This window comes from Streptomyces violaceus, from assembly GCF_036014075.1.
Taxonomy (GTDB): Bacteria; Actinomycetota; Actinomycetes; order Streptomycetales; family Streptomycetaceae; genus Streptomyces; species Streptomyces violaceus.
Genome location: NZ_CP107911.1, coordinates 2,106,586 through 2,127,420 on the forward strand (window position 1 = coordinate 2,106,586; position 20,835 = coordinate 2,127,420).

13 protein-coding genes and 1 pseudogene are annotated in these 20,835 nt (G+C 71.3%); 3 read left to right on the forward strand and 11 right to left on the reverse strand.

Features of this window, described 5'->3' with window-relative positions:
• Positions 1–4 precede the first annotated feature (4 nt).
• The 6 genes and pseudogenes from fxsT to OG542_RS09455 form a co-directional block, all read right to left on the reverse strand.
• A complete protein-coding gene (gene fxsT / locus OG542_RS09430; RefSeq protein WP_328409871.1) occupies positions 5–4,231 on the reverse strand; it encodes an FxSxx-COOH system tetratricopeptide repeat protein in 4,227 nt (1,408 codons plus the stop codon).
• Positions 4,232–4,321: 90 nt separating this feature from the next.
• Complete coding sequence (locus OG542_RS09435) at positions 4,322–5,383, reverse strand: AAA family ATPase (RefSeq protein ID WP_328409873.1); 1,062 nt, start codon at positions 5,381–5,383, stop codon at positions 4,322–4,324.
• Complete coding sequence (locus OG542_RS09440) at positions 5,380–6,252, reverse strand: VMAP-C domain-containing protein (RefSeq protein WP_328417851.1); 873 nt, start codon at positions 6,250–6,252, stop codon at positions 5,380–5,382. The genes OG542_RS09435 and OG542_RS09440 overlap by 4 nt, the downstream gene beginning before the upstream one ends.
• A gap of 108 nt (positions 6,253–6,360) precedes the next feature.
• Positions 6,361–7,059: pseudogene (locus tag OG542_RS09445) on the reverse strand (effector-associated domain 2-containing protein); the annotation flags it as partial.
• 39 nt (positions 7,060–7,098) lie between these two features.
• Entirely contained in the window at positions 7,099–9,675 is a 2,577-nt protein-coding gene (locus OG542_RS09450) for a polynucleotide kinase-phosphatase (RefSeq protein ID WP_328409875.1), read from the reverse strand.
• Positions 9,672–11,135: a 3' terminal RNA ribose 2'-O-methyltransferase Hen1 gene (locus tag OG542_RS09455; protein ID WP_328409877.1), complete on the reverse strand. Its 1,464-nt coding sequence runs from the start codon at positions 11,133–11,135 to the stop codon at positions 9,672–9,674. Before OG542_RS09455 ends, OG542_RS09450 begins: the two co-directional genes overlap by 4 nt.
• Positions 11,136–11,319: 184 nt before the next feature.
• Between OG542_RS09455 and OG542_RS09460 the strand changes: the two genes are divergently transcribed.
• Positions 11,320–12,132 carry an SAM-dependent methyltransferase gene (locus OG542_RS09460; RefSeq protein WP_328409879.1) on the forward strand — a complete coding sequence of 271 codons (813 nt, stop codon included), beginning with the start codon at positions 11,320–11,322 and terminating at the stop codon, positions 12,130–12,132.
• A gap of 64 nt (positions 12,133–12,196) precedes the next feature.
• Here OG542_RS09460 and OG542_RS09465 read toward each other — a convergent pair whose 3' ends face one another.
• Positions 12,197–13,120 (reverse strand): LLM class F420-dependent oxidoreductase, encoded by a 924-nt coding sequence (locus OG542_RS09465; RefSeq protein WP_328409880.1) that lies wholly within the window; start codon positions 13,118–13,120, stop codon positions 12,197–12,199.
• Positions 13,121–13,358: 238 nt separating this feature from the next.
• Here OG542_RS09465 and OG542_RS09470 point away from each other — a divergent pair, with 238 nt between their 5' ends.
• Positions 13,359–13,532, forward strand: coding sequence for a hypothetical protein (locus OG542_RS09470; protein WP_184589512.1), 174 nt, complete (start codon positions 13,359–13,361; stop codon positions 13,530–13,532).
• A gap of 359 nt (positions 13,533–13,891) precedes the next feature.
• On the opposite strand, the gene OG542_RS09475 is transcribed toward OG542_RS09470, so the two are convergent.
• The 4 genes from OG542_RS09475 to OG542_RS09490 form a co-directional block, all read right to left on the reverse strand.
• Positions 13,892–14,362, reverse strand: a complete 471-nt coding sequence (locus tag OG542_RS09475; RefSeq protein ID WP_328409882.1) for a DUF6099 family protein — start codon at positions 14,360–14,362, stop codon at positions 13,892–13,894.
• Positions 14,363–14,535: 173 nt separating this feature from the next.
• Positions 14,536–14,865: a nucleotide pyrophosphohydrolase gene (locus OG542_RS09480; protein WP_261684231.1), complete on the reverse strand. Its 330-nt coding sequence runs from the start codon at positions 14,863–14,865 to the stop codon at positions 14,536–14,538.
• Positions 14,858–16,042 carry an AAA family ATPase gene (locus OG542_RS09485; protein ID WP_328409884.1) on the reverse strand — a complete coding sequence of 395 codons (1,185 nt, stop codon included), beginning with the start codon at positions 16,040–16,042 and terminating at the stop codon, positions 14,858–14,860. Before OG542_RS09485 ends, OG542_RS09480 begins: the two co-directional genes overlap by 8 nt.
• 72 nt (positions 16,043–16,114) lie before the next feature.
• On the reverse strand, positions 16,115–16,510 hold the full coding sequence (locus OG542_RS09490; RefSeq protein ID WP_031134653.1) for a cell division protein SepF: 396 nt from the start codon (positions 16,508–16,510) through the stop codon (positions 16,115–16,117).
• 194 nt (positions 16,511–16,704) lie between these two features.
• On the opposite strand from OG542_RS09490, the gene OG542_RS09495 reads away from it, so the two are divergent.
• Positions 16,705–20,757 carry a bifunctional nitrate reductase/sulfite reductase flavoprotein subunit alpha gene (locus OG542_RS09495; protein WP_328409886.1) on the forward strand — a complete coding sequence of 1,351 codons (4,053 nt, stop codon included), beginning with the start codon at positions 16,705–16,707 and terminating at the stop codon, positions 20,755–20,757.
• The last annotated feature ends 78 nt before the right edge of the window (positions 20,758–20,835 follow it).

Sequence of the window (20,835 nt, forward strand, 5' to 3'; positions counted from 1 at the left end):
GCCTCTAGAGCGGCATGGGCGCCATGTCGCACTCGATGCGGCGGCGCTGTCCGGCCGCGAGTAGCCAGGGATGGTCGGCACGGAGCGCGCGGGAGAAGCCCTCCACCGCCTGCCGCTGCAGCTCTTCCGCCTCCGGCCCCCGGCCCAGCCCGCGTAGGTCGAGCGCGAGGTTCGCGGTGCCGGCGAGCGCCAGCGGATGTTCTTCGCCCAGAACCTCGGCCAGCAGCGGCACAGTCGCCCTGTCGATCTCGTGTGCCTCGTCGAAGTCGAGCCGGAGGTAGGCCGTGTTGGCCCGGCCGAGCGCCGCGGTCAGAGTGATCACGTGACCGGGCCCCACTGTCTCGCCGAGCCTGCGGGCCGCGTCGTCCTCCAGCTCCCGCGCCTGGTCGAGGCAGCCGAGCGCACGCAGGGTGGCGGCCAGGTTGGCCCTGGTCAGCAGGGAGTAGGCATGCTCCTCACCGAGGAGGTACGCATACCGTCCCAGCGTCTCCTCGGCCAGCCCCTGAGACTCCTCGAGCTGGCCGGCCAGGCGCCGGTCGACCGAAACGTTCGTCGCCGTCTGCAGCGTGTCGAAGTGGTCAGGTCCGTAGCGCGCGTTGAAGCGCCGCAAGGTGGCCTCCGACAGCCGGGCGGCCTCGGTGAGCGCACCGTCACGGCGTCGGCAGACCGCGAGGGTACGGGCGATACGCAGGCTGAGCGGGTTCTCCGCTCCGAGCGCTTCACGCACCCGGCGGTGCACGTCCTCCTGGAAGCCTCGTGCGCCCGCGTAGTCGCCGGCTTCCAGCATGTCCAGGGCAAGGGCGTTGAGGCTGTTGAGGGTGAAAAAATTCGCGGGACCGAACATCAGATCCCTCAGTCGGGCATTCTCCTGGTCAAGGCGCAGCGCCTCCTCGAACTGCCCGCACCAGCGCAACGTCACCCCCCAGCTGTGGGTGGCACGCAGGGTCATGGGGTCGTCCGGACCGAATTGCGACCGTGCCAGCTCGGCGGCTTCCCTGCACAAGTCTCTCGCCTCTTGGAATCTGGCCTGGTAGCCACAGGCGTCGGCCATCTCGCACAGGGAGTCGATCAGGTCCTCGGACTCGACCCGCATCCGCCGGGAGACCTCCAGCGCCCTCTCGGTGAGCGGGATGGACTCGGGAACCTGACCGATCTGGCGCAGCAGGAACCCGAAACTCTTCATCACGCGGATGACGTGGAAATTCTCCTCTCCCGAAGCCGCCAGCCAGGCGCTCCAAGCCTGCCGGGCCAGGTCCGCCGCGCCTTGGTGATCGCCCCAGGTGTAGAGGAACCAGACGGTGTCGAAGACCAGTTCGCGCACATAAGTGTCGATGCTGGTCACCGCTTGCGAGGTGAGTACGTGGGGAAGCAGCGCCTGGTAGGCACGCCATTCCAGGGCTGATCCGTACGGTCCCGGCTTCGCGGCCGACAGCAACTGGTGTGCCGCGTCCCGCATGTGCTCCCTTTCCTCAGGGCTCAGCTTGGCCAGGAGTACCGTCTGCAGCAGGCGGTGCATCTGCAGGGTGTCGGTCCGCGGGTCGACCTTGACCAAGGAGAACTGGCTGAGATCCCGGACTGCGCGGTTCAGCTTGATCGACTCCCGCAGCAGCGGGTCGATTTCGGGCGTGATGGTGACGCCGCGGCTGCCACGCAGGATGGACCTCGGAATGGGCTCAGGGGCCATGCTGGCGCAGATGTCGAGAAGCTGCCGGGCACCGGGGTTGCTCTGCCGGAGCCGTTCCAGTGAGATGTCCCAAGCAGCGGCGACGGAGACGGGGTAGTCAGGTGCCGGGTCGAGATCGAGGATCTCGGGGCTGCGCCGGTCGAGCAGGTCGAGATACTCATCGACCTGCATGCCCGTCACGGCGTGCCAGGTACCCGCCTGTTCCACGGCGAGGGGCAGATCGCCGAGAGCCTCGGCCAGCCGGTCGGCCTCCTCGGTCGACAGGTCGGGGGACCGTTTCTGGAGCAGCTCGACGGACTCCGCACGTTCGAAGACGTCCACCGGCAGGGGCGTGGCCACCCGCTCCCAGGTTCGGTTCCGGGAGGTGACGATGATCTTCCCGGGCCCGTTGGCAGGGAAGTAACTCCGCACCATTTCGACGTCCTCGGCATTGTCGAAGACAAGCAGCCAGTCGTCGTACGGCACTCCGGTGCGCAGCGCTTCCAGGGCCGCGGGGACGGCCGTGCCCGCGGCAGGGACGCCCACGCTGTCCTGATCCGTCGGGGCGACGCCCAGTTGAGCGGCGAGAGTCGCCAGTGCGGCGAGGACCAGACTCTCTCGCTCGGCCGCGATCCAGCAGATCACCTTGTAGTCGTACTGATGGGTGTAGACGTATTCCAGCACAAGCTGAGACTTGCCCACGCCACCTAACCCGTGCAGCGCATGAGGCAGTACGGCCGCAGTGTCCTGGGCAGCGAGTTGTTCCTCCACCGTCCGCAGCAGTGCCTGACGGCCGACGAACGTCGTGTTCCGCAACGGAACGTTCACCAGGAGGGCAGGCGATGCCGCCGAAGTCCTGTTCATTGCCTGCCGTGCCTCCGTCGGGTGCTGGTTGAGGTCGAACGGTCCTGCCGCCGTCTGCGCGGCCGGTCCCTCGTGTGCGGGCCCGTGCGTCAGCCCTGTGGAACGCTCTGCGGGCCGGTCGCCGACCATGCCCGGCGTGCCTCGCTCGGCCTCGATACGGCGGGCCCGTTCGGAGTACGAGCCGGCCAGCGCCCGCATGACCGCGAGCTCGGACTGCTGCCAGGCCGCTGCGTTCGAGTCGGGCAGAGCCGCGCCGTAGGGGTCACGCAGGGCGGCCCGCAGCGCGACGCCGCGTTCTCCTGCCGCGGGCAGTTCGCCGAGGATCTGGATGATGCGGGCCAACTGGGAGCGGGTCGTGGTGGCGAGCAGTGCTTCACGGATTCCTGCGGCGAACTCGGGAGGCTCCGTGTCGTGGCCGTCCCAGTCGATCAGGCCGCCCATGAGGATCTCGGCGAGGTGTTCAGGGCCGGCGGACGGCATGGTCCGCTTGCGCAACTGCTCGATGAGCTCGAACTCGAGGGGGATCGCGGCGATCTGCGTCGCGAGCCTACGGGCCGCTGGTGTGGCCAGAGTGAAGAAGCGGCCCACCGTGTCGCTCGCTCCTGATCGGCTAGGGGCGCGCAGTCCGGGCGCGGGAGTTCCCCGGTGCAGCGATCCCACGACTACGGCGGGCAGCGCACGGCGCACGCCCCGTTCTCCCATGACCAGGTCGGCCCAGGCAGCGAAGGAGCCAGCCTTCAACGACAGTACCGGGACGGGCACGGCTTCGTCGGACAGGTGAGGCAGGGGACGCATCGGGTCGGGCCCGCCCGCCGACGGCCCGAGGCCTAGGCGGTGGTTGGCCTCGCCGAAGCCTCCGGCCTCCAGCTCCGCGGGGTGGGGATACAGGGAGGAGCGGTGTCGCATGTGCGGCGGCAGCAGGTGCACGAGGGCGGTGGGGCCGGCCCGGCCGAGGCGATCGAGGAGGTGGTCGGCGCCGGATGCGGCCCAGCCATGGGCGAGCCCGTCGGTGACGACGAGGAAGACACGGTCTCTTCGGCCGTTGAGGATCTCCCCTGGGTCGAGTGCGGTCCCCGCCGCGCTCCATCGCAGTGTCGGTTCACCGCTCGGGGTCACCGCCATCCTCACTGTCCGTACGGCCCGGAAGGCACCGCTGTGTTCGGCTGCGGCGGCCACAGCGGCCGTCTCCTCACCCCAGATCGCCATGGTGGGGGCGTCGTCGACGAGGAGCACCAACTCGAACGCGGTGGCGTCGGCGGGCTGGAAGGTGGGGATCCAGAGCTCGTCGAAGACGCCCCGTTCGGCGGTGGCCTCTTCGTCCAGTCGCACGGCGTCGTGGGAGGGCACCTGGCGGGCGAGGCGGTGCAGGGCCCGGGCGAGCGCGGCGGCAGGGCGGTTCCGCTCCGATGTGCGGGACGCTGTCCGGGGGAGGACGGGTCTGCCGAGCTGCACCCGGTCGTAGCCGTCCGGGTCGGGCGTGAACAAGGAGGGTGGGGGTGTGCTCGTGTCGTCCCTCGGCGGATCCGCGGGCTCCTCGGGCGGCGGTGGGCTCGCAAGTCCCGCTGTCCCGCCTTCCCGCTGCTCCTTGTCCGGCGGGTTTGCGTCCGTGCGGACGGGGCGACCGGTGCGCGTCCAGTGGGCGCTCAGCCAGACGGCGTCCGCGAGGTCTTGCCAGCGGGGGGTGGGCGATTGCGGAGCGGACAATGAGGGTCCCGGCGGGGGCTGCGCCGCGGTTCTCGTGCCGGCGGCGCCCGCGTCGGGCCCCGGTGCGGGCTTGTCGGGCACCCCGTCCACTCAACGGCCCTTCGCCAGGTCACGCAGCAGCATCTCCAGGAGCTTGCGGCCACCCTCATCGGCCCGGAAGGTACCCGCGGAAGTGAGCTGGACAGCATTGAGCAGCTGGTCCAGGGAATGCATTCCTCCCGCCTCGATCCGTTTGACGAACAGGTCCACGAGGGCCTCGGCGTCCGGCGGCCGTGCCCTCAGGTGGCTTTCCACGATGGCGAGCAGTTGCTCGCGGCTGGGGGTGCGCATCGCAAGCGGAAGACAACGCCGACGGAATGCGGCCGGGAACTCCCGTTCCCCATTGCTGGTGATCACCACGACAGGGAACTCCCGGCATTCCACCCGGCCTCGCCGCACCACGGCGTGCACCCCTGGATCACTGGTGTGCACAGTCGCGCTTTCCTGCGTGTCCCGCACCAGCTCCGGGATGTCATAGCTGCCGTTCTCCAGCACGTGCAAGAGGTCGTTGGGCAGGTCGATGTCGCTCTTGTCGAGTTCGTCGACGAGCAACACGCGAGGACGCTCGTAGGGCAGCAGGGCTGTGCCGAGGGGGCCAAGCGTGATGAAGTCACCGATGGTGGGGGGTGGTGGTCCGTCGCCGGCTCCGGCGGCATCGCCGGCCGCTCCTGCCGAGCTCAGCCCGGCTCGCCATGCCGCGATGGCCTGAGCACGGCCAAGCGCGTCATGGGCGTACAGCCCGTCGCGCAGGGTGGTCCGGCTGACGATGTTCCACTCCAGCACGCGCCCGAGACCGAGCTCGCGAGCCATGAGGTAGGCGAGTGTCGACTTGCCCACGCCGGGTGAGCCGGTGACCAGCAGGGGCCTGCGCAGCAGCAGGGCGGCATTGACGATGTCGGTACTCTCGCCGTCGAGCTGTGGAACGGCATCGACCTGACCGAGGCGGCGCGTCGCGGACTCCTCGTCCTCGGGTGGTGGAGGCTGCGGTGGGTCGCCACGGAACCGGCGCCAGGGCGGCACCGGCGGCAGCGGGGGCAGCGTCCCTCGCGGGGCGGCTCCCGTGGCTCGGAAGACTCGCCAGTTTTCCGCCTCCGCCGGTTCCGACCCGCTCATACCGGGGCCTCCTCACTGTCGGTGGTGTTCTTGCTGTCGGGCTGACCGATGGCGGACTCGTCCGCCGGGTCGTGGTCGGCGGCTGTCTGGATGTCCACGAGCCTGTTCGGGTCGTCCCAGAAGAAGGCGATGTGCCGACCGAGCAGCAGGGGCCCGGCGGCGTCGAGTTCCGCCCTGCGCCGGAGTCGATGGATGACCAGGGGGAGCTGTGTCGGCCGCTGCACGGCGGCGAAGACGGCCGTGACCACCTCGCGGCGCTCCTCGAGGAACGTACCCCTGCGGTCCCAGACGGCGAGGGCGATCCCTTCGGCGATGGCCGCCTTGAGGGCTTCCGTGGCCGGGCCTCCGTCAGGAGCATCGAGCACCGCGGCCGTGCGGCCGGGTTCGGCGGCGAGGGCGGCCTGCCACTCGTCAAGTGCGTCGGTATCGGACACCCGCCAGCCGTGGACGGCGATGCCCTGGCTCTGCAGTCTGATCCACCGTTCCTGCCACTGAGCCCTGACCAGGACATCGTCGGTGCGCATCCGCTCCAGGCTGCGGAGGTGCACTGCGTACTTCAGCCCGAGGGGCAGCGGTTTACCGTCTCCCGAACGGATGGTCAGACCCGCCACGTTGTGATTCAGCAACGTGTACGGGAGGACGAACTCGACGTAGGGCGGCGAGGCTTCGGCGCCGTCCGGCGCGGTATCCGGAAGCCCTGAGGCGAGCCGCACCACCTGGCGCAGAGCACGCTCCACCGCGTCGCCGAGTCCGTCGAGGCTGATCGTCTCGGGCAGGGACGGCTGTGGTTGCCAGTAGCCGGGGACCGTGTTGAGCCAGGGACGGACCACGATGTCTCCGGATCCGTCGCCCGCTGGTTCCACGGTCACGACCAGGCTTCGGGGAATCGTCGGGTCGGGAGTGGCTCTCACCCGGTGAGCCCGGCGCCGTTCGAGTGCCGTGAGCAGGCCCGACCTCTCTGCCCAGCCCCGGGCCCAGGAGGACAGGGCGTGTTGCCAGCCTGGCGCCCGGATCAGCCCCGCCGCGTGCTCGATGAGAAGCACGGCCGGCGGTAAACCGTCCGGCTGCACGTTCAGCTCCGTGAGGTGCACGAAGAGCCGACCGGGGGTAAGCCGTGGTGGCATCTCGAGGTGCAGCTCTCTGGCGAGTCCGTCGCGAAGTGCTGCCCCGGGCAGCTGCCCGTCCACAGCGTCCAGAAGCGCGAGAGCCGCATCCGTGTCACGCCGGGTCAGCGGTCCGGGCAGAGGTAAGGAGAGACTCTGCTGATGTCTTCCGGAAGTCAGCAACTGCTCGAACTCGGCGGCGACCGACGAACCTTCGAAGAGCCGCACCACGTCGACCAGCGCACGCTCGCCGTCGGGTACGCTCAGCGAGGCTCGCACCAGAGCGATGACGTCTTCGCGCTGCCTGGTTCCGCGCAGATCGACGTGCACGTTCAACTGATCCGCGAGAACTCCGGCGAAGAAGACCCGCCCCGGCTGATCCTCGACACAGTTCAGTTCGCACAGCGCCTCTGTCAGGCGGAACAGCAGAGATCCTCCCGGCGCACGCCCGAACTCGCCTAATCCAGCCGCTGTCTCCACCGACCTTCCCCCACGAGCCGGTACACCTGACTGACCAGCGAACGTAGCACGTCGATCCCTCTCTAACCAGGGTCGCTCGGCATCGGGCGTCACAAAGCGCAGGTGGGCGACAGTAGTTCATCGCCCACCTGCTCACAGCCTCGGGTCCACCGGTTCCGATTCCAGGGCCAGCACGCCGAAGACCGCCTCGTGCACCCGCCACAGCGGTTCGCCGTCGGCCAGCCGGTCCAGGGCCTCCAGACCCAGGGCGTACTCGCGGATCGCCAGGGACCGCTTGTGGTTGAGGAACCGCGAGCGCAGACGGGCCAGGTTCTCCGGGCGGGTGTACTCGGGGCCGTAGATGATCCGCAGGTACTCGCGGCCGCGGCACTTGATGCCGGGCTGGACGAGACGGCCCTGGGGGTCGCGGACGAGTGCGCCAGCCGGCTTGACGACCATGCCCTCGCCGCCGCGGCCGGTCATCTCCAGCCACCAGTCGACACCGGCCTGGACGGACTCGGGGTCGGCCGTGTCGACGTACAGCCGCCGGGTGGTCCGGAGCAGGCCGCTGCCGTCGTGTTCGACGAGCCGGTCGAGCAGGGCGAGCTGCTCGTCGTGGGGCAGGGCCGTGAGGCTGCGGCCCTGCACCGCGAGGATCTGGAACGGTGCCAAGTGGACGCCGTCCAGGCCGTCCGTGGTCCAGCAGTAGCGGCGGTACGCCTCGGTGAACGCGGCGGCGTCGGCGGACCGTTCGCGGGTGCGGGCCAGCAGGCCGGTCACGTCCACGCCCCGCGCGGCCGCGCCCTCCAGCGCGGCCCGCGCTCCCGGCAGCACCGCGCCGGACGCGGCACCCACGGCGGCGTACTGCGACCGCAGCAGCCCGGACGCCTTCAGCGACCAGGGCATCAGCTCGGCGTCCAGCAGCAGCCAGTCGGTCGCCAGTTCGTCCCACAGGCCGGCCTCGCCGATCGCCGTGCGCACCCGGTCGAGGATCTCCGAGGTGAGGGCGTCGTCGTCGAGGAACCGGCGGCCGGTGCGGGTGTAGAGGGACCCGGTGGGGCCTCCCCCACTCCCGGCTGCGCTCGAGCGGGAGGTGCCTCCCACCCCGAAGCGCCTGCGGGCCGTCTCCGTGTCCCTGCACACCAGGACCACGGCCCGCGATCCCATGTGCTTCTCCTCGCACACGACCCGCTCGACACCGTCCGCCGCGTACTGCGCGAAGGCCTCCACCGGGTGTTCGAGGTAGCCGTCGACCTTGCTGGTCGCCGTCGGTGCCATCGTCGGCGGGAGGTACGGCAGCAGCCGTGGGTCCACCGCGAAGCGGCTCATGACCTCGAGGGCCGCCGCCGCGTTCTCCTCACGGATCGAGATACGGCCCTGGTGGCGGGTCTCCACGATCCTGCGGCCGTGCACGTCCGCCAGGTCCAGCGGGCGGCCGTCGTGCCCGCCGGGGGCCTCGGTGCGCAGCGGCTTCGCCGGCTCGTACCAGACGCGCTCCGCCGCTACGTCGACCAGCTCTCGCTCCGGCCAGCGCAGCGCGGTGAGCTTGCCGCCGAAGACGGCGCCGGTGTCCAGGCAGATGGTGTTGTTGAGCCAGGTGGCCTCCGGGACGGGGGTGTGGCCGTAGACGACGGCGGCCCGGCCTCGGTAGTCCTCCGCCCACGGGTAGCGCACCGGCAGCCCGAACTCGTCGGTCTCCCCGGTCGTGTCGCCGTACAGGGCGTGGCTGCGGACCCGGCCGGACGTGCGGCCGTGGTACTTCTCGGGCAGACCGGCGTGGCAGACGACCAGCCGGCCGCCGTCGAGGACGTAGTGGCTGACGAGGCCGTCGAGGAACTCCCGTACCTCGGCGACGAACTCCTCGCTCTCGCCCGCCATCTGCTCGATGGTCTCGGCGAGGCCGTGGGTGTGCTGGACCTTGCGGCCGCGCAGGTGGCGGCCGTACTTGTTCTCGTGGTTGCCGGGCACGCACAGGGCATTGCCGGACTTCACCATCGCCATGACTCGGCGCAGCACGCCCGGGCTGTCGGGGCCGCGGTCGACCAGGTCGCCGACGAAGACGGCGGTACGGCCCTCGGGGTGGACTCCGTCGGTGTAGCCCAGCTTGCCGAGCAGCGACTCCAGTTCGGCGGCGCAGCCGTGGATGTCGCCCACGATGTCGAAGGGGCCGGTGAGGTGGGTCAGGTCGTTGAAGCGCTTCTCGGTGACGATCGTGGCGTGCTCGACCTCGGCGGCGCCCCGCAGGACGTGCACCTTGCGGAAGCCCTCGCGCTCCAGGTGCCTGAGGGAGCGGCGCAGTTCCCGGGTGTGGCGGTGGATGACGCGGCGGGGCATGTCCGCGCGGTCGGTGCGGCCCGCGTTGCGCTCGGCGCACACCTCCTCGGGCACGTCGAGCACGATGGCTATCGGCAGGACGTCGTACTGCCTGGCCAGGTCGATCAGCTGGCGGCGGGCGTCGGGCTGCACGCTGGTCGCGTCCACGACGGTGCGGCGGCCGGCGGCGAGGCGCTTGCCCGCGATGTAGTGCAGGACGTCGAAGGCGTCCTTGGTGGCGCTCTGGTCGTTCTCGTCGTCCGAGACGAGGCCGCGGCAGAAGTCGGACGAGATGATCTCGGTGGGCTTGAAGTTCCTGCGGGCGAAGGTGGACTTGCCGGAGCCGGAGGCGCCGACGAGCACCACCAGGGAGAGGTCGGTGACGGGCAGGACGCGCCCCTCGCGTACGTCGGTCATGCCGCCTTCGCCTCCTTCGGGGTGGTCAGGGTGAACACGGCCATCTGGGTGGGCGGCCCCACCTCAGGGTCGTCGGGGCCGACAGGTACGAACTCCGCGCCGTACCCGTGCCGTTCGGCCACCGCCTCCGCCCAGGCCCGGAACTCGGCGCGGGTCCATTCGAAGCGGTGGTCGCCGTGCCGGACCTGGCCGGCCGGCAGGCTCTCCCAGCGCACGTTGTACTCGACGTTCGGGGTCGTCACGAGGACCGTACGCGGGCGGGCCGAGCCGAACACGGCGTACTCCAGGGCCGGCAGCCGGGGCAGGTCGAGGTGCTCGATCACCTCGCTGAGCACGGCGGCGTCGTAGCCCTTGATCCGCTGGTCGGTGTAGGCGAGCGAGCCCTGGAAGAGCTTGACGCGCGCGGCCTGCCGCTCCCCCATGCGGTCCAGCTTGAGCCGCCGGGAGGCGATGGTGAGCGCCCGCATCGACACGTCCACTCCCACGATTTCGGTGAACGCCGGGTCCTTGAGCAGCGTCTGCACCAACTGGCCCTGGCCGCAGCCGAGATCCAGGACACGGGCGGCCCCGGACGCCTTGAGTGCGGCGGTGATGGCCTCCCGGCGCTGCACGGCCAGCGGGGTCGGCCGTTCCTCGGTCTCGGTCTCCGCCCCGACCGCGTTGTCGATCTCCTCCACCTCGCTGTCGTCCGTCTCGGCCAGCCGTACCAGCTCCAGCCGCTCCGTCGCGGCACGGGTCAGCGACCAGCGGCGCGCGAGGTAGCGGCTGGTGATCAGCTTCTGCTCCGGGTGGCCGGGCAGCCAGCCCTCGCCGGCGCGCAGCAGCTTGTCCACCTCGTCGGGGGCGACCCAGTAGTGCTTGGCGTCGTCCAGGACCGGGAGCAGGACGTAGAGGTGGCGCAGGGCCTCGGCGAGGGTGCGGTCCGTGGACTCCAGTTCGAGGCGGACGTAGCGCGAGTCCCCCCACTGCGGGAACTCGGTGTCCAGGGGCACGGGCTCGGCGGTGACCGTCCAGCCCAGCGGCTCGAAGAGCCGCCGTACGAGCCCGGGGCCGCCGCGGGCGGGCAGCGCCAGCACCTCGATCCGCAACGGCCGGGGCAGGGCGGGCAGTTCGGGCCGGGCGTTGCAGACGCCCTTCATCGCGCTGGAGAAGACGCCGCTCAGTGCCACGGCGAGAAGGGAGGAGGCCGCGTACGGGCGGTCGTTGACGTACTGCGCGAGTGCCGCGTCCGGGGCTCCGCCCCGGCCCTTGCCCTTGCCACGCCTGACCAGTGCCACCGCGTCCACCTCCAGCAGCAGCGCCGCCGTGCAGCGCTCGGCGTCCGCCTCGGGGTAGAGGACGTGGGCCGTGCCGTAGGAGGTGGAGAACGCCTGGGCCTTCTCGGGGTGCTTGTGCAGCAGGTAGCCGAGATCGGTGGCGGGGCGCTCCGGGGTGCCGGTCGTGGTGATGGTCAGAAACACGGTAGGTCGACCTTTGATCAGTGGTCTGAACTGCGGATACGGCCACCGTACAGAGAGGGCGCCGACGGGACCCGGGAATTTTCGCTAGCCTCCCGGTCGACCGGGCGTTCGAGGGGATGCGGACATTGCGCGAGGGGCGCCCACGCACGTACAGATCACGCACGTACAGATGTGGAGGCCTCACGTGACAGACGCCGGGCGCAGCGCGGACGACATCGACACCGGAAAGCCCCACTCGGCGCGGATGTACGACTACTTCCTCGGCGGGAAGGACAACTACCCGGTCGACGCGGCAGCGGCCGAGCAGGTGACCTCCCTCTTCCCCGCCGTCAGCACGATGGCGCGGACCAACCGTTCGTTCATGCAACGCGCCTCCCGGCTGCTGGCCGAGCGAGGGCTCCGTCAGTTCCTCGACATAGGCACCGGCATACCGACCGAGCCGAACCTCCACCAGATCGTCCAAGGGGTCGCCCCGGAGGCCCGGGTGGTGTACGCGGACAACGATCCGATCGTCCTCCGGCACGCCGAGGCCCTGCTGCACAGCACGCGTGAAGGTAAGACCGCCTATGTCGCGGGCGATGTACGGGAACCGGGAAAGATCATCGCGGCGGCACGGGAGACCCTCGACTTCGGCCGGCCGGTCGCGCTGTCCCTCGTGGCTCTGCTGCACCTGGTGGCGGACGAGGACGAGCCCCGCCGGATCGTGCGCGAGCTTCTCGAACCCCTGGCGTCCGGGAGCTGCTTGACGCTGTCCCATGCGACGGGGGACTTCGACCCGGAGACCTGGGAGCGGGTCGTCGAGGTGTACCGCAAGGGCGGCACGGCGGCACAGGTGCGCAGCCTCGGAGAGTTCTCGGAGTTCTTCACTGGCCTCGAGCTGGTGGACCCCGGTGTGGTCCTGGCCGCGCGGTGGCACCCCGAACTCGGCGAACCGCGCGAAGGCGACGGCGGGGGCGAGGAGATCCCCCTCTACGTGGCGGTCGCACGCAAACCCTGACCCAGGCCCGGCGGATCGCGCTCCACGGCCCGATCCGCCGGACGGCCGACGTGCCGTGCCGGCCTTACGGCAGCTGCGACCGCACCTGCGAGGAGATCAGCTCCAGGTGGTCGAGGTCGTCCAGGTCGAGGATCTGGAGGTAGATCCGCCGGGCGCCGATCTCGGCGTAGCGGCCGATCTTGTCGACGACCTCGGACGGGGAGCCGGCCAGGCCGTTGAGCCTCAGCTCGTCGGCCTCACGGCCGATCGCGGCGGCCCGGCGGGCGACCTCCGCCTCGTCCCGGCCGACGCAGACGACGAGGGCGTTGGAGTAGGTCAGGTCGTCGCCGTCGCGGCCGGCCTCCTCGGCGGCGGCGCGTACCCGGCCGAACTGGCGCTCGCTGTCCTCGACGGAGGCGAAGGGGATGTTGAACTCGTCGGCGTACTGTGCGGCCAGCCGCGGGGTGCGGGTGGCGCCGTGTCCCCCGACGAGCACGGGGATCTTCTTCTGCGCGGGCTTGGGCAGCGCCGGAGAGTCCGTGAGGTCGTAGTGGGTGCCGTGGAAGTCGAAGGTCTTGCCGAGTTCCGTCGCCCAGAGGCCGGTGACGATCTCCAGCTGCTCCTCGAGGCGGGAGAACTTCTCCTTGGGGAACGGGATGCCGTAGGCCTTGTGCTCCTCCTCGAACCAGCCGGTGCCGAGGCCGAGCTCGACGCGGCCGCCGGACATCTGGTCGACCTGCGCGACCTGGATGGCGAGCACGCCGGGCAGCCGGAAGGTGCCGGCGGTCATCAGGGTGCCGAGCCGGATGCGCTTGGTCTCGCGGGCGAGTCCGGCCAGGGTGAGCCAGGCGTCGGTGGGGCCGGGCAGGCCGTCGCCGGAGCCCATGCGGAGATAGTGGTCGGAACGGAAGAAGGCGTCGAAGCCGAGGTCCTCGGTGGCCTTGGCGACGGCGAGCAGCGTGTCATAGGTGGCCCCCTGCTGGGGCTCGGTGAAGATGCGGAGATCCATGCTTCCATCCTGCACGCCGGGGTGCGGGGCGACGTGGTCGGTCCCCTGTCCCGCGCGGTCCCCGGTCGGGTGAAATTACGTGCATACCGCGGGTGCCGCCTGCCCCGGCCAGTGACCGGCCCCGGTGGTGATCGTTGGCTCGGGCGGAGCCGGAGCCCCCGGCTTCCGCACCGGCCGACGACCGCCGGGGCGTCACCCGCGTCGGCCTCCCCGGGGGCCATGGGCCGAGGAGGCCGTCATGTCCGAAGAGACCGTGCCGCAACAGGGCGGGACCGGGCAGCCGAAAGGGCTGTTGCAGCAGATGGAGGAGCTGATGGCGGCGTTGAACGCGGACCTGTCGGCGTTGGACGCGGATCTTCAGGCAGCGGGGGACGCCGGCCGGGGGCCGGGCGAGGAGGGCCCGGTCGGCTGAGGGCCGGGGTGGGGGTGTTCGGGGTGGGGGTGTCCGGGGTGGGGGTGTTCGGGCGGGGGTGTCCGGGGCGGGGGTGTCCGGGGCGGGGGTGTCCGGGGCGGGGGCGACGTTCGTCGGCGGGGCTTGTGCCGGGGCGTTCGGCCTGAGGCGGTGTCGTCCGGGATCGCTCTCAAGGGGCGCGGGGCTGTGTCGATATGCGGCTCCGCCGCGGGGCGCGCCCGGCCACAACGGCGCCGCGGCAAAGGCAGGGGCCCAGCAATGACCCGGCCCCAGGGGGCGCGGGGAACCGCGCGAACAACCCCCACCCGCCCGCACCGGGCACTCCCCCGCCGGCCGGCACGCCAGGAACGGTTCCTCTCCTAGCCCGCCTCCCTCTCCGGTACCACCTGCTCGCGGTCCGCGAGTCTGCGGAGCATTTCGAGGACGCGGTCGCGGGACTCGTCCGCCGCGTCGATGGCCTCCATGCACTGCCAGTACGTGCCCTCGTCGTCCGCGGCGCAGGCGAGGCCGACGAGGGCGATGCCGACCTCGCCGAGGAGGCCGCCGAGGAACATCAGGGTGTGGCGGGCGTCGCCCAACTCGGTGAGCTGGCCCGCCCGCAGCTCACCAGGGGCCAGTTCGGGCGGGTCGAGGACGCCGCAGCCTCGGCCCGCCAACTCCGTCAACCCCAGTGCCTCGCCTCGCAGTTCGGGCGGTCCGGCGACCGCGAGACGGCTGCCGATCGCCTGTGCGAGGGCCTGCGCCTGCCACACCTCGGCCAGGACCTCCCGCACGTCGCCGCCCGCGGCCAGGGACCGCCTGCTCGTCACGATGAGCCGCACCGCGTCCATGCGCTGCCCCCGTCTGTCCCGACGCGCTCCCGCGCGTACGCCTGCCCGAACTCCCTAGTTCACTACCCAGAGTGAAGGGGTGTGAGACCAAAAGCCAGAGGAAGACGGAAAATTGCGGACAACAATTCGGATTCGAACCGCATTTTGGTTACACAGCGTACAAACGGACTTGGCTACTCCTGGGCCGGGAACCTCCGCTCGTTCCGGTCGATCTTCGCATCCAGCGCCGCCAGTGGGTCGATGCCGAGCACCTCGCACAGCTGGAGCAGATACGCGAGGACGTCGGCGACCTCGTCGGTGACGCGGGGCGCGGTGTCGGGGTCGGTCATGACGCGGGCCGACTCCTCGGGGGTCAACCACTGGAAGATCTCGACCAGTTCGGAGGCCTCCACGCTGAGCGCGGCGACCAGGTTCTTGGGGGTGTGGTACTGCTGCCAGTTCCGCGCGGCCGCGAAATCGGCCAGGCGGCGTTGCAGTCCGGCCACGTCCAGGGGATCAGTCACGGTTCAGGTGTACCACCGTGACACCCTCCGTCCCGGCGGCCCATGAGGCGTCGCTGACGGCGCCGACGAGCCGGATGTGCCCTCGGTCGCACATCCGGGCCGCCAGTCGCAGCAGTTCCAGCCGCTGCCGTCCGTCCAGGCCCCGGTCGAAGCCGTCGGCGAGGACGGTGAGCGTCTGGAGCGCGGCGGGCACCTCGCCGGCCGGGTCGACCTCCAGCACGCCCGGTCCGGTGAGCAGGACCAACGCGAGTGCTACGTACCGCAGTTCGCCGTCGCCGAGCCGTCGCAGGTCGGTACGGACACCGTCACCCCGGTCGAGCGTCGCACGGACCGTTCCCGTTCCCTCCTCCGCCCGGGCGAGGACGTCGGCGACCGGCCCGGCGCAGCCAGCGCGTACCGCCGCCACGAACAGCGCGTGCCGCCGTCCGCACTCGGTGCGGGTGCGCTCCAGTACGTCGGCCAGATTGCCGCAGCCACCGAGCAGCCGGCCGGAGCCGGACGGTACGGTGCCGCGCATCCGGGCGGGCTGGGGGTCGCAGGCGAAGACGGCGCGCAGGGCGACCACCATCTGCTCGGCCGCGGCAAGCACCCTGCGCTGGCCGGGTGTCTTTCCTGCCACGCGCAGTGGCAGCAGGGCCGTGCCGAGCCGGTCGTCCGGCAGCGGGCCGCGGGTCACCGGCGTCGGCCCGGCCGTGTGCCAGGCGGCCTGTACGGCGCGTTTCCCGGGGTCGCGCAGGGCGGTTTCCAGGAGGATCAGACCGTCGGCCGTCAACCGCTCGCCCACGATCCGCAGTTCGGGTTCGGCCTGCACGGCCACGTCGAGCCGGACCGGGCCCGCGGGGCCGTCGGCCGTGCAGCCGATACGGAAGCCGCGGCGGCGCTGCGCGTCGGGCCGGGCCCGCTCCGGCACGCAGGCGACGGCGTCCGGGAACGCCTCGCCGAGCCCGGCGCCGCCGCCGAGCCGGGCGAGCGCCTCGTACGCCCGCAGTGCGCTGGTCTTGCCGCAGCCGCTGGGGCCGGCGAGGAGGGTGAGCGGCCCGAGCGGGAACGCGGCGCGGCGGTGGGTCGTGAAGGCGGCAAGGCGCAGTTCGGTAAGGCGGGGGCGGTCGGGATGCCTGAGGGGTGCGGAGGGCGTGGACGTGGGGGCGGGGGATGTGGGTGCGGGGGGCTGGCTCATATCCGGACCGTAGGGCTCCGGCGACAGGACGAACCGTTCCGTCTCCGGGGCGTTCCTACGATCGAGCTACCGTCACACCCCTGGAAGCCCGGCCCCCTCCATCAGCCCCGTCACCTCGGTGCCCGCCGGTGTCAGCAGGAACACGTTGCGGTCCACGCGGTGCATCCCGCTCGCCAGGCCGAAGACGACGCCCGTGCTGAAGTCGAGGACGCGTTTGGCGACCTCCGTCTCCGCGCCGGTCAGGTCGAGCAGCACGGGCACCCCCGCCATCAGCCTCTCGGCGACGTCGCGGGCGTCGGCGAAGACGTTCACCCGCAGGACGACGAAGCGGCGGCGCGTCTCCGTCTCGGCCTCGGGTATGGAACGGTGGCCGACGGAGGACGGCCAGGCGTCCCGGCCCCGCAGCGGCACGACCTGGGCGAGCCCCTCCCACTGTTCGTCGGTGACATCGTGGCTGTTCACCGGCATGCTCCGTCCTGGCTCGCGCTGACTGTCTGCATCGGGCAATTCTTGCGCAGAGTCACCCGTTCGGCCCAACAGCGACACGCTCCGCGACCTCAATGCACCTCACAACGGCCAGAAGGCGGCTGTGTGACGGGCGTAACCCCTGTTGATCAAGCGGTGTGACAGCGGCGTAACGGGCGATTCGTACCCTCAGGGGCATGACCACGACCCCTGAGACCCGGCAGGAGACGCGGCAGGTGCGCACCGTCTGCTCGTACTGCGGTGTGGGCTGCGGTCTCGTACTCGATGTCGGGGCGGGGCCGGACGGCCGGCGCACGATCTTGAAGGCGTCCGGCGACAAGGCGCATCCGGCCAACGCGGGGCGGCTCTGCACCAAGGGCGCGACCACGGCCGACATGCTCGCCGCTCCCGGGCGGCTGACCAGCGCGCTGGTGCGGGACGACCGGGGCGAGGAGGCGGTCCCGGCGCCGGTGGCCGGCGCGATCGCCGAGACCGCGGCGCGGCTGCGGGCGATCGTCGACGAGCACGGGCCGGACGCGGTCGCCTTCTACGTCTCGGGGCAGATGAGCCTCGAGGCGCAGTATCTGGCGAACAAGCTGGCCAAGGGGTTCGTGCGGACGAACCTGATCGAGTCGAACTCGCGGCTGTGCATGGCGAGCGCGGGCACCGGCTACAAGCTGTCACTGGGGGCGGACGGGCCGCCCGGGTCGTACGAGGACTTCGATCAGGCGGATGCCTTTCTCGTCATCGGGTCGAACATGGCCGACTGCCATCCGATCCTCTTCCTGCGGATGATGGAGCGGGTCAAGGCGGGCGCCAAGCTGATCGTCGTCGATCCGCGGCGGACCGCGACCGCGGCGAAGGCCGATCTGTTCCTGCAGGTCAGGCCGGGGACTGACCTGGCGTTGCTGAACGGTCTGCTGCATCTGCTGCACGAGGGCGGCCACACCGACCCGGAGTTCGTGGCCGCGCACACCGAGGGCTGGGAGGCCCTGCCCGGGTTCCTCGCCGACTACGCCCCGGCCGCGGTCGCGGAGATCACCGGGATCGCGGAGGACGAGCTGCGGACCGCCGCCCGGCTGATCGGCGAGGCCGGCCGGCGGTGGATGAGCTGCTGGACCATGGGGCTCAACCAGTCCACGCACGGCACCTGGAACACCAACGCCCTGGTCAATCTGCATCTGGCGACGGGGGCGATCTGCCGTCCCGGCGCCGGGCCGTTCTCCCTCACCGGTCAGCCCAACGCCATGGGCGGGCGCGAGATGGGGTACATGGGCCCGGGTCTGCCGGGGCAGCGGTCGGTGCTCGTGGACGAGGAGCGGGCGTTCGCCGAGGACGTGTGGGAGCTGCCGCCGGGGACACTGCGCAAGGACGGCGTCGGGAAGGGCACCGTCGAGATGTTCCGGAAGATGGCCGACGGGGAGATCAAGGCCTGCTGGATCATCTGCACCAACCCGGTCGCCTCGGTCGCCAACCGCCGTACGGTCATCGAGGGCCTCGAGGCAGCCGAGTTCGTCGTCACGCAGGACGTGTTCACCGACACCGAGACGAACGCCTACGCCGACGTCGTCCTGCCGGGCGCGATGTGGACGGAGGCGGAGGGCGTCTTCGTCAACAGCGAGCGCAACCTCACGCTGACCCGGCCGGCCGCGGACCCGCCCGGGGAGGCGATGGCCGACTGGCGGATCATCGCGGAGGTGGCGTGCGCGATGGGGTACGAGAAGGGGTTCTCGTACGACAGCGCCGAGCAGGTCTTCGAGGAGATCCGGCGGTTCTGGAACCCGAAGACCGGGTGGGACCTGCGCGGGGTGTCCTACGAGCGGCTTCGTGAGACGCCCGTGCAGTGGCCGGCCGCGCGTGAGGACGGGCCGGAGCGCAATCCCATCCGGTACGTCGGTGACGACGGGCTGCGTTTTCCGACGGCCTCCGGTCGGGGCGTCTTCTTCGCACGCCCGCATCTGCCCGCCGCCGAGATGCCGGACGACGACTATCCGTTCGTCCTCAACACCGGGCGGGTGCAGCACCAGTGGCACACGCTCACCAAGACCGGCAAGGTCGCGAAGCTCAACAAGCTGAACTCGGGGCCCTTCGTGGAGCTCCACCCGCAGGACGCGGAGGCGCTAGGCGTCGCGGAGGGCGATCTGGTCGAGGTCGCCTCGCGGCGCGGGCGGGCCGTGCTGCCGGCGGTGGTGACGGACCGGGTGCGGCCGGGGTGCTGCTTCGCGCCGTTCCACTGGAACGACCTGTTCGGCGAGTATCTGAGCATCAACGCGGTGACGAGCGACGCGGTGGATCCGCTGTCGTTCCAGCCGGAGTTCAAGGCGTGCGCCGTCTCACTGGCGAAGGTGGCCGCACCGGCACCGGCGCCGCCCGCAGAGGCGCTCGTACCGACGGAGGTGACCCCGGGCGCCGCCGATCCCTTCGGCCTGGAACCCTCCCCACCGCCGGTCCTCTCCTCCCAGGAACGCCGGTACCTCACCGGTTTCCTCGCCGGGCTCGGCTCGGGCACCCTCGGCGGTGTCCCGGTGCTGCCGCCCGACGCGCCCTTCTCCGCCGAGCACGCCCTGTGGGTCAACGGGGTCCTCGCCGGCATGTACTCCCGGACGTCCCGGACCCCGACCGCGGCGCCGCAGGAACCGGCCGGCCGCGAGATCGTCGTGCTGTGGGCCTCGCAGACCGGGAACGCCGAGGAGTTCGCCTCCGCCACCGCCGAGCGCCTGACCGCGACAGGGCACCACGCGACCCTCGTCGGCATGGACGAGGCCGACATCGGGACGCTCGCCCGCACGGCCGACCTGCTCTTCATCACCAGCACCTTCGGGGACGGCGACGCGCCCGACAACGGCAGCGGCCTCTGGGACGCGCTCTCCGGCGACCCCGCCCCGCGGCTGGACGGGGTGCGGTATGCCGTCCTCGCCTTCGGGGACTCCTCCTACGACGACTTCTGCGGGCACGGGCGGCGGCTGGACGCGCGGCTCGACGAGCTGGGCGGGGTGCGGCTGGCCCCGCGTACGGACTGCGAGCCGGACTACGAGCTCTCGGCCGGGGAGTGGCTCGACCAGGTGCTCTCGGCGCTGGGCGGCACGGGCACGGCCCCGGCACCTGCCCCGGCCGAGAAGCCGAGGACCAAGTCCAAGCCCGCCGCCACCGCCGCCCGGCTCGTCGGCAACCAGTTGCTCAGCCGGCCCGGCGCGGGCAAGGAGGTCCGCCGGTTCACGTTCGACACGAGCGGGACGGAGCTGGCGTACGAGGCCGGGGACGCGCTCGGTGTGCGGCCGGTCAACGCGCTTGCCCTCGTGGAGGAGTGGCTGGCGGTGACCGGCCTGGACGCGACAACACCCGTGCAGGTCAAGGGCGTTGGTGAGGTGCCGTTCGCCGAGGCCCTGCACCGGCACTTCGACATCACGAGGATCACGCCCGACCTGCTGCGCTTCGTCGCCGAACGCGCGCGGGACAAGCACGAGTTGCGCAGGCTGCTGCGGCCCGACAACAAGGACGGGCTGGCGCAGTGGAGCTGGGGCCGGCAGGCCGTGGACGTGGTCGCCGAGTACGCGGTGCGGGCGAGTGCCGAGGAGTGGGCCGGGGTGCTGCGGGGGCTTCAGCCGCGGCTGTACTCCATATCGTCCAGCCCGCTGGTCGACGCCGGGCGGGTGTCGCTGACGGTGTCCGTGGTGCGGTACGAGAACCTGCACGGCCGGGCGCGCGGCGGAGTCTGCTCGCCCTTCCTCGCGGATGCCGAAGCGGAGACGGAGGTACCCGTGTTCGTGCAGCGCTCGCCGCACTTCCGGCCCCCGGGAGACGCCTCGACGCCGATGGTCATGGTCGGCCCGGGCACCGGTGTCGCGCCCTTCGTCGGCTTCCTCCAGGAGCGGCGGGCGCTCGGCCACCGGGCTCCCAACTGGCTGTTCTTCGGCGAGCAGCACCGCGCGACGGACTTCTACTACGAGGACGAGCTGGCCGCGCTGCTCGACGAGGGCACCCTCACGCGTCTGGACACCGCCTTCTCCCGTGACCAGCGCAACAAGGTGTACGTGCAGGACCGGATGCGCGAGCACGGACCCGAGCTGTGGCACTGGCTGTGCGAGGGGGCCCGCTTCTACGTCTGCGGTGACGCCTCCCGTATGGCCAAGGACGTGGACCGGGCGCTCAGGGACATCGCGGTGACGCACGGCGGGCTGAGCGAGGCGGAGGCCACCGCGTACGTGAAGCAACTCGCGGCGGACAAGCGGTATGTGCGGGACGTGTACTGACCCACGGGCCCACGGGGAGTGACCCACGGGCCGACGGGTGCTGCCCCTGCTCGCCGGCATCAGTCTGCCGCACGGTAC

What these genes read in the sequence shown, in the direction of transcription:
- OG542_RS09470 (WP_184589512.1), top strand. Translation starts at nt 13,359, where the DNA reads ATGTCCGAAGAGACCGTGCCGCAACAGGGCGGGACCGGGCAGCCGAAA.
- OG542_RS09485 (WP_328409884.1), bottom strand. Translation starts at nt 16,042, where the DNA reads ATGAGCCAGCCCCCCGCACCCACATCCCCCGCCCCCACGTCCACGCCC.
- OG542_RS09490 (WP_031134653.1), bottom strand. Translation starts at nt 16,510, where the DNA reads ATGCCGGTGAACAGCCACGATGTCACCGACGAACAGTGGGAGGGGCTC.
- OG542_RS09475 (WP_328409882.1), bottom strand. Translation starts at nt 14,362, where the DNA reads ATGGACGCGGTGCGGCTCATCGTGACGAGCAGGCGGTCCCTGGCCGCG.
- OG542_RS09465 (WP_328409880.1), bottom strand. Translation starts at nt 13,120, where the DNA reads ATGGATCTCCGCATCTTCACCGAGCCCCAGCAGGGGGCCACCTATGAC.
- OG542_RS09450 (WP_328409875.1), bottom strand. Translation starts at nt 9,675, where the DNA reads ATGACCGACGTACGCGAGGGGCGCGTCCTGCCCGTCACCGACCTCTCC.
- OG542_RS09495 (WP_328409886.1), top strand. Translation starts at nt 16,705, where the DNA reads ATGACCACGACCCCTGAGACCCGGCAGGAGACGCGGCAGGTGCGCACC.
- OG542_RS09435 (WP_328409873.1), bottom strand. Translation starts at nt 5,383, where the DNA reads ATGAGCGGGTCGGAACCGGCGGAGGCGGAAAACTGGCGAGTCTTCCGA.